The organism is Segatella copri (assembly GCF_019249795.2).
GTDB lineage: Bacteria > Bacteroidota > Bacteroidia > Bacteroidales > Bacteroidaceae > Prevotella > Prevotella copri_B.
The window spans coordinates 170,009-182,053 of record NZ_CP156892.1; the positions used below are offsets into that span (position 1 = coordinate 170,009).

8 protein-coding genes are annotated in these 12,045 nt (G+C 43.8%); 2 read left to right on the plus strand and 6 right to left on the minus strand.

What is annotated here, in order from left to right:
* Window positions 1-257: 257 nt before the first annotated feature.
* Window positions 258-947 (minus strand): thiamine phosphate synthase, encoded by a 690-nt coding sequence (locus tag KUA48_RS13720; RefSeq protein WP_153073811.1) that lies wholly within the window; start codon window positions 945-947, stop codon window positions 258-260.
* Between the two features lie 192 nt (window positions 948-1,139).
* Here KUA48_RS13720 and KUA48_RS13725 point away from each other — a divergent pair, with 192 nt between their 5' ends.
* On the plus strand, window positions 1,140-2,804 hold the full coding sequence (locus KUA48_RS13725; protein ID WP_153073812.1) for a formate--tetrahydrofolate ligase: 1,665 nt from the start codon (window positions 1,140-1,142) through the stop codon (window positions 2,802-2,804).
* Window positions 2,805-2,867: 63 nt separating this feature from the next.
* Here the strand turns inward: KUA48_RS13725 and KUA48_RS13730 are convergent, their stop codons facing one another.
* Complete coding sequence (locus KUA48_RS13730; RefSeq protein ID WP_153073813.1) at window positions 2,868-3,473, minus strand: epoxyqueuosine reductase QueH; 606 nt, start codon at window positions 3,471-3,473, stop codon at window positions 2,868-2,870.
* Between the two features lie 261 nt (window positions 3,474-3,734).
* Window positions 3,735-4,868 (minus strand): metallophosphoesterase, encoded by a 1,134-nt coding sequence (locus KUA48_RS13735; protein ID WP_218431711.1) that lies wholly within the window; start codon window positions 4,866-4,868, stop codon window positions 3,735-3,737.
* A 129-nt stretch (window positions 4,869-4,997) separates the two neighbouring features.
* Here KUA48_RS13735 and KUA48_RS13740 point away from each other — a divergent pair, with 129 nt between their 5' ends.
* Complete coding sequence (locus KUA48_RS13740) at window positions 4,998-6,311, plus strand: serine hydrolase (RefSeq protein ID WP_153089046.1); 1,314 nt, start codon at window positions 4,998-5,000, stop codon at window positions 6,309-6,311.
* 302 nt (window positions 6,312-6,613) lie between these two features.
* Here the strand turns inward: KUA48_RS13740 and KUA48_RS13745 are convergent, their stop codons facing one another.
* The 3 genes from KUA48_RS13745 to KUA48_RS13755 form a co-directional block, all read right to left on the minus strand.
* Complete coding sequence (locus KUA48_RS13745; protein ID WP_218431710.1) at window positions 6,614-9,820, minus strand: TonB-dependent receptor; 3,207 nt, start codon at window positions 9,818-9,820, stop codon at window positions 6,614-6,616.
* A gap of 279 nt (window positions 9,821-10,099) precedes the next feature.
* Complete coding sequence (locus tag KUA48_RS13750; RefSeq protein ID WP_153073817.1) at window positions 10,100-11,299, minus strand: ABC transporter permease; 1,200 nt, start codon at window positions 11,297-11,299, stop codon at window positions 10,100-10,102.
* An 89-nt stretch (window positions 11,300-11,388) separates the two neighbouring features.
* The gene (locus tag KUA48_RS13755; protein WP_118253420.1) at window positions 11,389-12,033 is read right to left on the minus strand and encodes an ATP-binding cassette domain-containing protein; all 645 of its coding nucleotides are present in this window, start codon (window positions 12,031-12,033) and stop codon (window positions 11,389-11,391) included.
* Window positions 12,034-12,045: the final 12 nt, after the last annotated feature.

The following is a 12,045-nucleotide window of genomic DNA, read 5'->3' on the forward strand; positions in this document are numbered from 1 at the left end:
GCCCGGGTTTTTAAGCACCTTTATTTGAAGGTGCGTATATCATGATGTTATCGTTCTTTCCAACAGCATCTGTTTTTCCTATATATCCTAAGTTAATTCCCACTTTTAATTTCATGTCTTTTAAATTCATTATTTGTAATTGTCTTGCAACAGTTTTGCTATGCAGGTGCAAAGTTACGACAATAAAATGAGAAAAGAGAAGAAAACCGAAACTTTCTTCTCTTATCTATGAAAAATCATCATTTATGAGTATCATTCTACTGATTCTCAAAAAAGTGATTGAGATTTTCGATGAATAATCCGAAACACTTGTCATGAATCTGACGTGTCATGGTAACAGGGTTCTCCGCATTCAGGATGGTACCGCTCATTGCCACACCGATGCCCAATTCTGCAAGCGGATCTATATCGTCTGGAGTCAAACCTCCGATAGCTACCATAGGCAGAGAGATTTTATTCTCCCTCATCTGCTCAATAATCTGGCGATAACCTTCTATACCCAACACCGGAGAGAGTTTCTCCTTGGTAGTAGTATAGCGGAACGGACCACAACCGATATAGTCAGCCCCCTGTTCATGCAAACGACGAATATCATCAAAAGTATTGGCTGTGCCTCCGATAATGAATTCATCACCCAGGAACTTACGGGCCTCATCAACCGGCATATCATTCTTCCCAAGATGTACACCATCTATCTGTAACTTCTTCACCAGTTCTACACGGTCGTCGAGGATAAAAGTTGCACCGGCACCCTCGCAAGCCAACTTTAACTTATGGGCTATAGGCTCAACCTCTTCATCGGTAGCACCTTTCATGCGAAGCTGAATCCAATCACATCCTCCGATAAGTGCTAGATAGGCTCCTTCGAGATAAGAGAAGCGTTCGTTCTGATGCGTGATAAACTGAAAGCTCGTCTGAAAATGAGCTAATGCTAAAGACTTGTTCATACGTACTATAAAATATAAATTCGCTTGCAAAGGTACTACATTCACACGACAAAATCCTACAATTTACCTTTTTTAAACTTCGTCATTTGAAAATGGGGAAAGTCTTCCTTTTTTTATTTTGTTTTTTTATACTTTCTTATTTTAATATATGAATACTTTTCTGTACCTTTGCACCATAAAACTATTTATTTTATGTTAACAGATATTGAAATAGCTAAATCGGTAAAATTGCGCCCTATCAATGAAGTGGCAGCAGAACTTGGAATTCACGAAGACCAAGTGGAAAACTACGGCCGTTACATCGCTAAGATTACTACGGCCAGAATTGACAGAAACAAGTTTAAGAACCATCACCTCATCCTCGTTACCGCTATCAGTCCTACCAAGGCTGGTAATGGCAAGACCACCGTATCCGTGGGTCTCGCCCTGGGTATGCAGAAGATTGGCAAGAAGGCTGTAGTGGCTCTTCGCGAACCATCTCTGGGTCCTTGCTTCGGCATGAAGGGTGGTGCTGCAGGTGGCGGTTATGCCCAGGTTTTGCCTATGGATAAGATTAATCTCCATTTCACTGGCGATTTCCATGCCATCACAGAGGCCAACAACATGATCTCTGCCCTTCTGGACAATTACCGTTTCCAGCACGAAGCAGAGGGTTTCAAACTCAAGAAGATTCTTTGGCGTCGCGTCATGGATGTGAACGATAGAGGCTTGCGCCGCATCATCACCGGTATAGGAGATAAGAACGGCATCGAGACAGAGTCTGGTTTCGATATTACGCCAGCTTCTGAGATTATGGCTATCATGTGTTTCGCAACAAGCATCGATGATCTTCGTCGCCGTATCGATAATATTCTCCTGGGCATCACCGAGGATGACAAGCCATTTACCGTAAAGGATATGGGTGTAGGTGGCAGTATCGTAGCTCTTCTTCTCGATGCTTTGAAGCCAAATCTGGTTCAGACAACAGAGGGTACACCGGCATTTGTTCATTGCGGTCCTTTTGCCAACATTGCTCATGGCTGCAATTCCGTCATGGCTACTGCTGCTGCTCTTGAGTATGGCGACTATGCTATTACAGAGGCAGGATTCGGTGCAGATCTCGGTGCAGAGAAGTTCTATGACATCAAATGCCGCAAGACAGGTTTGCAACCAGACCTCACCGTTCTCGTTGTTACCCTCCAGGCATTGAAGATGCATGGTGGTGTAGCTCAGGAAGATATCAAGAAGCCAAATATCGCAGGTATGGAAGCCGGTTACTGGAACCTCGACAAGCACGTAAAGAACCTGCAGAGCTTTGGTCAGACTGTAGTGATTGCATTCAACAAGTTTGCAACCGATACAGATGAAGAAATTGAAGTATTGCGCAAGCATTGCGAGGAGATGGGTTGCGGTTTCGCCGTAAACAGCGCCTTTGCCGAAGGCGGAAACGGTGCCATTGAACTTGCCAACCTCGTAGTGAAGACCATTGATGAGCGTCCATCAGCCCCTCTCTATTTTGCTTACGATGATAACGATAGCGTTGAGGAGAAGATAGAAAAGGTTGCATTCAATCTTTACGGAGCAGGCAGCGTGACATTGAGCGATTCTGCCAAGGCGATGATTGAAGAGATCAAGAAACTGGGTGCTGAAAAGTTCCCTATCTGTATTGCCAAGACTCAGTACAGTTTCTCTACCGATGCCAAGGCATACGGTCCTACAGAAGGTTTCGAACTCCACGTTCGCGACATCACCGTAAATATGGGTGCCGAGATGATTGTAGTCATCGCTGGTCCTATCATGCGTATGCCGGGCTTACCAAAGAGCCCACAGGCTGAGCGCATTGATGTAGTAAACGGTGAGATTACTGGTCTTTCTTAAACACTACAGATTTCACAGATTCTTATAAAAAAGCCCAGGGCGTGATGTCCTGGGCTTTTTCATTTATCTCATACTGAATTCACAACCACAATATAACTGATTATAGAATTCATTGATTCTCAAGAGTTCACCTCGGCGATTCTGCAAACCGCCCTTCCGCCAATTCATATCCCACCATTCTACATCAGGATAAGCCTCAACGGCAAGATGACCGGCAGTATCTATCTGCCTGATATTCTTCCAGCGCGAAGATGCCAACGTGGTAGTAAGAAGGTGAAATCCATGCTCCTGCGCATACTTGGCTGCATGAGAGAGGCGGAACTGAAAGCAGACAGAACAACGGCTGCCACGCTCGGGCTCATCCTCTAAACCCTTAATAACAGAAAGCCACTCATGATGATCATACTCATCCTCTACATAAGGTACATTCTGGGCTTCCAGAAATCGTTTCAGTTCATGTTTACGAACATCATACTCCTGCTGAGGATAGATATTACTGTTACTGAAATATACAGTAGGCTTCATACCATTACGAAGCATACATTCTACGATAGCCGCCGAACAAGGTGCACAACAGGCATGCAACAAGACAGCCTGACCTTCAACCTTGCTTCCATCCGGGAGAGTAAGTTTTACGTATTTATATTGTTCTTCTACAGAAATCTTCATTATTATCAATATTAAATATAAAATTTAAAATGTGAACAGCTACTTCTGATGTGAAGTATTTTCGCCTTGTTTCAAAAAACAAATGGAGTACAATCTCACGACACCCCCCATTTGCCCAAATATATGCGAAAACTAGTGCAAAGGTACAACATTTATTCGAACCACCAAATTTTTAACACGTTTTTTTCATCACAATGGTTCAAGCGGCTAATATTTAACTATATGTTAACACTTAAACACCAGTTTCGTTATCTTTAAGAACTATAAATCACGTTTCAGCGTGATAACTGTCAGTTCAGGCCATGCGCCTAGGCGGAAAGGGAAAGAACCACCAATACCCGATGATACATAGAGCATCTGCTCACCAATCCGGTAAGCTCCGCCCCACTCTTTGAAAGCCATGCGGGCAGGCGTCCACTTACCTATTTTCAATTGTCCGGCATGCGTATGTCCCGCCAGAGTAAGTTGTATCTTCTTACCAACTACTTCTCTGCGCCAATGGTGAGGATCATGACTCAAGAGGATTTTAAACATATCTGGATTCAACCCCTTCATCGCTTTCTTCAGATTACTGCGATTGGTGAAAGGAGGCTGACCGGGATTCTCTACGCCTATTACAGCGATAGATGCCATACCATGACTCACCACATGATGTTCGTTCATCAGCTGATGCCACCCCAAACTTTCCTGATAACCATAAAGCATACGGCGGTTTCTCTTCAAAGCGCCAATAGAATGATTGTTGCCATATTCACAATAATCATGATTTCCCCAGATAGAATAGATGCCATCTGACGCATGAAGCTGCCCCAGCGTATCCAGATAAGGCTCCACTTCGCCGGCTTGGTTATTGACCAGATCGCCCGTAAAGAGAATCATATCGGGTTCTTCATTGTTGGTCGCATCCACCACCTTCTGCACGAAATCATTGCCGGGAGGAAACGAACCGAGATGAAAGTCGGTAATCTGTACCAGACGGTAACCATCAAAATAAGGTGGCAAATCGGGCGAGGTAAAGGTAATATGTTTCAGTTCTAACCGCTTCCAACCCTCTATAAAGCCGAAGGCAAACCACCCCATTACACCCAAAGCTGGAATCAGAGCAAAAAAACAAGGAAGAAATGCATCGAACAGGATGAAGACAACCTTAGGGAATGCCGAGAAAAGTATGGTAGTAAAGAGTACACGGACTGACAACTTATGGAAGAACCCCATCTGCAACCCCACTTCGGCAAGAACAAGTAACAACGAGGGAACCCACCATAAGATGGCTAGCAGCAAAGGCCACTCACTCACCCCGATGTGCCAAAGCCAGAAGTCGGGCAGGAATGCCAGAACCGACATGACTACTATATAGAATATGGATCTTAATACCTTTTTTAATACCTTCTTCATTGTTTTTCTTTATAACTGGGTACAAAGGTACGATAATTCATAGACAATACAAAATAAATTTAAATATATTTTCAATGTTTTGTTATTTGAGAAGATTGCATTATCTTTGCATAAGAAAAATTAAATAAAATGGCACGACGACTAAGAAAAAAACGCATAGCAATCATATTGCTTACCTTTACAGCAATCGTAGGATGGACTACACACAGCTGTGTATCTCGCTGTACATCAGCATCAGATAAGAACAAGGCGGCAGATTCGCTCCCTAAGGTTCACATCAACGATTCCATCTCAAATGCCCTGACAGAGGGGAAGGAATATCATGAGATGGACTCGGTAATAGAAAGGTATCTCAAGAGATGGGAAATCAATGGAGCCCAACTCGTCATCACCCGCAACGACTCGCTACTCTATGCCCGCGGATTCGGAATGGCGGATAAGGAGCGAGGCATCAGAATGGAGCCTAACATGCTGATGCGCTTCGCCTCTGTATCGAAACTGATTACAGCCGTAGGTATCATGAAGTTGCAGGAGATGAAGAAACTCAAGCTGAACGAGAAGGTGTTTGGCGAAAAGGGAATCCTGCGCGATACCGTTTACAACAACAGTATCAAGGACAAGCGATATTACGACATCACCGTAGAACAGTTGCTGCGCCATCAGGCTGGTTTCAACAATTATGCCGGTGACCCGGTATCTTCCACCCGCTACATCATGATGCAGAACCATCTCAAAACGCCACCTGATCACCCTACCCTGCTCAAGATTCTCTTGAAGCGCCACTTGGGCTATACTCCTGGCAAAGGCAAATGCTACAGCAATCTAGGCTACATGATTCTCTCCATGATTATAGAAAAGAAGAGCGGAATGAAATATGAAAACTTCATGCAGAAGTATGTGCTCCACCCAGCCGGCTGCTACGACATGCATATTGCGGGAACTTACTTAAAGGACCGCAGACCTAACGAGACGAAATACTACATGCATGGAGGAAGTATTCCGGTATACGAATATAACAACAGCGGCAGACTGGTAGAGAAATGCTATGGCGATACCGACCTTCCACGTCTCTCGGGTGCAGGTGCCTGGTGTGGTTCGACTGCAGAGTTGAGCCGCTTTATTGCCAGCATCGATGGTTTGCCACATGTCAAGGATATCCTCAGTAAGAAGAGTATCGAGTTTATGACGCGCGAGCAGGCTGACCACCAATACTCTATCGGCTGGAACTATACACCAAAGAGCAACAAACCATGGATTCGTACAGGTTCGCTGGCTGGCACATCAGCCATTGTCTTGAAATATCCGGATAACCAATGCTGGATTCTCATCACGAACACATCCACCTGGAAGGGACATGGTTTCTCTAACGATACAATGGCTTTCTTCGAGAAACTGAGAAAGAAATATATGGCAAACATGCCAAAGAAAGACTTGTTCTTATAAAACCAGAAAGAGGGTGAATCATTTACTTATGATTCACCCTCTTTTTATATTAATGATATTAATGATATGTTGTCTGAAAAGATAATATATGTTGTTAGAAAATATAACATAAGTTTTTGAGATAGTTAGTATCTCCGGTCGCACAACAGCTGTTGTGCGCTTGCATAACAGCTGATATGCGCATGCACAACACCTGTTGTGCATGCGTTAGTCAATTGTTATGCGCCAACTATTATCTAAACTTTCTTCATACCCTTTTATTGTTTATACAAAATCTTTGTTAATCTCGATTCGTATATACCTTAGAATGTATACTTCAAACCAACCTGGCCACGCCAGCGGCTATAGTATGAGCTAGGATACTTGAGAGGCATATCTGATGGGTTAGCGAACTGGAATACACCATCACCCTTGTACGTGATAGGAGAAACAAACTCGCTGTTATAACCACTACTGAAGGTACGGCCCCAATCCTTGTTCAGGAGGTTAGCCACGTTCATGATATCCAGAGTAAGTTCCAAAGCATGTACATACTTACCTGTACGGATGCCAAACTTCTGACCGAAGTGGAAGTCGAAATGACTCTCGAATGGCAAGTTATCACCATAACGCTCGAAGTACTCACCACGATGATCCTTCACATAACGAGTAGTAGCAAGCCACTGCTTCAAATTAGCACGCTGCTGCTCAGCAGTATAAGCATCTGTACCCAAGAACTTCATTTGGTCTACCTGCGCATCTGTAGGGATGAAAATCAAGTCATTACTTGTACCATTATCTCCGTTGATATCTCCACTATAAACGAGAGAGTAAGGAGAACCGCTCTGACCCTGGTAGATAAGACCTACAGTAGTGGTAAACAACTTGTTGGTTCCCCAGTTGAAGTGATAGAAAGCAGAAGCCTTCACTGTATGAGGCACATTATAACCACTATTAGCCAACTCTGGGTTGTTTGAGAAGCGATAAGTATGAGTATTACGCCAGTTGCTCTGAGCAACAGATGAGGTCATACTGCTTACAGACTCTGAGTGAGTGAATGTATAAGATGCATTCAGATCAAGACCGAACGCAAAGTGCTTAGCTGCTGACAAAGACAGGCTGTAGCTATAGCCCTTGCTGGTATTATACATTGCATAGATGTTGGTAAACGACTTAGCATCTGCCACCTTTGTATAAAGAGGACGGTTATCCCAGTTCATGTAAGAGGTCTGAGACAAGGTCTTACCAGACTCCTCATAAGCCAAGTTCTTGTAATAAACATCATTCAGACTCTTGCTGAAGATACCCTCAGCAGTCCAGTCGATACCCAGGAGATTGAAATCGAAACCAAGGTTAACACGCATAGTCTGAGTGAACTTGAAATCCTTGTCAAACACATTGATCAGCTGGCTACCGGTAGCCTTCAGATTATCTGCATTCTGAGTCTGCTTGTTAGGATCCATGATGAGCTGCACAGCAGAATTATTTTTTGCAGAGTAAGAAGATGTCTGCACACCAGTATTCGTAAAGTTGTTGCTCAACCAGACGAAAGGAATACGACCAGTGAATACACCGATACCTCCACGAAGTATATATTTGCGGTTCTTTTCAATATCCCAACGGAAACCTACACGAGGGCTCCACATTGGTGTACTGGCAAGTTTCTGATTGGTCTTGAAACCATATCCCTTACCTGCTGCCCACTCATTGAACTTAGCATTCTCGGCAGGAGTATCAAAGAACAGAGGCATATCCATACGGAGACCATAGGTGAGCTGGAAGCTGTCTGTCACATCCCACTTGTCCTGTACATAAAAGCCCAGCTGAGCTGCGCTAAACTCTGGTGCCCAACGAGGATTACCAGTCACCTCAACATTAGCCTGTGTGAAGTAGAAGTTCTTGATATACTTACCATCACCTCCAAAACCATCGGCTCCACAACCATTATAATAATTCAGAAAATCTTCAGGAGTATCAAAATAATAGCATCCATAGAGATTCTGAAGGAAGAGGTTAGAGAACTTGTAAAGCTCATTATGTGTACCGAATGTCAGTGTATGATTACCCTTGTACCATGTAAAGTTATCTTCGAGGGTATAAATGTCCTGTTTCAATCCATTAGCCATTGAGGAATATTCATTACCGATATTCATGGTACCATTTCCTACCTTATAGATAGTGATAGATGGTGCAGGCTGACCAGAAGTACGCTCATCACGAACACGAACGTAAGATACACGTGCCTCATTGCTCAGGTTTGGAGAGATGCGGCTCTGCAACTCTGCTGAGAAAGAATGAGTTTTAGATTTGAAATCATACAAGTGGTCGGTAGTATTCAATGTAGCAATACCACCCAGACCAAGCGTCTGCTTAGCATCAACATAACTCCAACGTACAGAGAACTTGTTGAACTCGTTGATATTCCAATCCAACTTCAAACCAGCTTTCTGGCTCTTCACGTTCTTATCCTTATCTGCCCATGAAGTTGCATAATCATACCCCTGACGGTTAGCCAAGTCATAAATCTTAGACATCAAGTCCTGAGCCAAATCCGGATTAAACTTAACATCTGGAGAATCGATGGTATACTGAGTTGGGTACGACTTTTCTGAATTCTCATAGTTTGCGAAGAAGAAGAGTTTGTTTTTGATGATTGGACCACCGAGCGTAAATCCGAACAAAGTTTCCTTCTCATCATCATAAGGCTGAGCATAGGTACCATCCATATTCTTATAATGACGACCTACCAAATCCTGGTTGTTTCCATAGAAATAGCCACTTCCATGGAATTCATTGGTACCGCTCTTGGTTACCGCGTTGATGGCACCACCGGTAAAACCACCCTGGCGAACATCGAAAGGAGCGATATTTACCTGAATCTGGTCAATAGTCTCCATAGAAACAGGCTGAGATCCAGCCTGACCGCCATTACTGCCATTAGCAGTAAGACCGAACACGTCGTTATTCATCACACCATCAATCTGGAATGAATTATAACGGTTGTTCATACCGGCAAATGACATAGAACCAGACTGCCCGTTTGTAGTAAGCTGTGGATTCAGGCGAGCCACATCCGCAATACTGTGCGAGATAGAAGGCATATCAGCTATCTGCTGAGCATTGATACTCATGGCCGCACCGGTCTTCGTACCATTCAGACCAGCCTTACCCGAAACAACAACCTCCTGAAGCTGCTTGGCATCTTCCTGAAGAGAGCAAGAGAGATTTTGGCTTTCACCCAAGTTCAGACTGACATTGTTGAAAACCTTGTCCTTATATCCGATATAAGAGATACTTACCTTGTAAGGACCACCTGGACGCATACCCTGAATAGTATAGCGACCATCTACATTTGTTACAGCACGATACACAGTACCAGATGGCTGGTGTGTAGCAGTAACTGTAGCACCAATAACGGTTTCGCCATTGGAAGAAATCTTACCACTAATGCCTGAAGTGGTAATCTGAGCCATTGCAGCGTTCACCGTCAGGATGAACAAAGCCAGAAGTAAATGCAATCTTTTCAGCATACCTTTTTTAAAAAATTAATTAATAATACGGGGGAATAGCCCCCAAATATCTATTACGGGTGCAAAATTAAACAAAAAATTCGATATAAGTGTTACAACAGCATGAAAAAATGTGTTTTATAACATAAAAAAAATCTGCGTTAAGCAAATAACGCAGATTTCCTTTAATTTGTTATTTCATAACGGGGGTTTGCTTATAGTTTTTTCTGGAGGCTAAAAGCGGGGGACTGAGCTTTTATGACAGGCGATGGAATCGTCTGGAACGGAGGCTAGGCACTCTTACTCCTTTCGCTGCCAGATGCTCATTACCTTGCGTCGGATGGCTACGATGTTCAGGATAGAAACTATCAGGAACAGGAACAGACCCAGGGCGATGGCTGGGAGCATGGTGCCCTCGTCGATATCAGGGAAGAGGGTTTCAATGAAGCTCATGTAGTAATCGCGAAGGAAGAAGAGGATGATCCACGCGATGATGAGTACCACGATGTTCAGCGCGATGGTGAGCACCTGATATGGCTTTGCTACATTGTTCGGACTGTAACCTATCAGAAGAAGATTCTCCAACTTAGAAGAATTCTTCTGTACCAGCAGATAGATGCTGAGCATCAGAATGTAGAAACTCAAGACAGAGATAACCAAACCGATAATCATCACCATCGATACCATCATGCGGAGGAAATAGGTAGTCTTCTCTGCATCCAGTTTGTCTGTCTCTACCTCATAACCATTATCATCCAGGTATTTAGTGATGTTCTCGTCTCCTGGGTTTCCTACCTCTACGATGAGGCGGTTAGGATCGCTCTTCTGGTTTGGCGCAAATTCCTGGTTACTCCAGTCCATGAATGCCTGTGGAACAAGGATGGTGTTGAGTCGCGAAGAGAAACCGATTACCTTTCCCTTGAACTGCTCTTTCTTGCCACCAGCCTGAATCTGGATATTGAAATCAATCATGCCCATCAGTCCATCGCTGATTTTAGGGAGCGAATGACTCTGGGCGAAACCGAAGTTATACATATTAATATAGGTACGCGGGAGGATGATTGGCACCTCCTGAGTTCCCGGCGTATATTTCCAGTTCTTGAGCGGCACATCAACAAAACCGTCAGGCACACTCTCGAAGAAGAGTTCGCTATTTAGAACGTTCACGCCGTTTACACCCATCTGGGCATCTACCTTATATTCAGTAGAGGTGAATTTTCCTATTTTCTTCACAAACTTCTGGTCTCCGATTTCATCGATTTCAGAACCCGAGAAGATATTGGAACGGCCGCTGATGGTATTTCCCATACCTATCTTCTTGCTCATGATGAGGTAGTCGGCTTTCATGAAACTGTCTTCCTGAGTGAAGACAGGCAGCACGTCCTGATAAAACTGGAAGCCGAAAAGAACGATGAGCATACCGAAGAGATTGGCGAAGGCAAAGCCCGCAAACTGAGGTATGCTGATATGCTGACGCAATAATTTCCAAACGAGATTCATTTTAAATTTTAAATTTATAATTTATAATTTTCAGTTTATAGCAAACTTGCTATTAACTATAAACTATAAACTGTCAACTATTAACTTTACTAAAGTTTAAACACGTGCTCGTAGGGCAAGCCCATGTGCTTACCGATACTGGTTACAATGACGCCAGCCCCCTGCTCCTTCGCTTCGGTCATCATGATATCTGCCATGATGCGCGAATTGTTGTCGTCGAGGTGACTAATAGGCTCATCAGCCAGAATGAAGTCGAAAGGCTGACAGAGCGCACGCATCATTGCCACACGCTGCTGCTGTCCGAACGACATTCTGCCGATTTTGGCATCTACCTTATCAGCAATACCGAGCATCTCAAACCATTTAAGAATCTGCTCACGCGTCTTGAATCCGATTATTTTGTTCTTAATTTCTACATTCTCCAGGGCAGTAAGCTCAGGGAAGAGACGGAGTTCCTGAAAGAGATGGCTGATGTGCTTTTTGCGCATCTCTACCCAGTCTTTCACCTTGTAGTTGGCGGTAACATCATTGTCGAACATCACGCTTCCGCTGTAGTCGTGACGATAGCCGAGCACATAGCTGCAGAAAGTACTCTTTCCGCTGCCACTCTCTGCCTCGATAAGATAAAGATGACCTTTCTCGAAGGTAACATCCTGCTTCCATATCTCCGAATCCAGGTCGTTGCGCTGGGCAAAAACCTGTGGGAGAACGGAATGAAGCTGAATCTTTTCCACTTTTTTTATGTT

Coding starts and splice junctions, on each gene's coding strand:
- KUA48_RS13720 (WP_153073811.1), bottom strand. CDS start 947: ATGAACAAGTCTTTAGCATTAGCTCATTTTCAGACGAGCTTTCAGTTT.
- KUA48_RS13725 (WP_153073812.1), top strand. CDS start 1,140: ATGTTAACAGATATTGAAATAGCTAAATCGGTAAAATTGCGCCCTATC.
- KUA48_RS13750 (WP_153073817.1), bottom strand. CDS start 11,299: ATGAATCTCGTTTGGAAATTATTGCGTCAGCATATCAGCATACCTCAG.
- KUA48_RS13740 (WP_153089046.1), top strand. CDS start 4,998: ATGGCACGACGACTAAGAAAAAAACGCATAGCAATCATATTGCTTACC.
- KUA48_RS13735 (WP_218431711.1), bottom strand. CDS start 4,868: ATGAAGAAGGTATTAAAAAAGGTATTAAGATCCATATTCTATATAGTA.
- KUA48_RS13745 (WP_218431710.1), bottom strand. CDS start 9,820: ATGCTGAAAAGATTGCATTTACTTCTGGCTTTGTTCATCCTGACGGTG.
- KUA48_RS13730 (WP_153073813.1), bottom strand. CDS start 3,473: ATGAAGATTTCTGTAGAAGAACAATATAAATACGTAAAACTTACTCTC.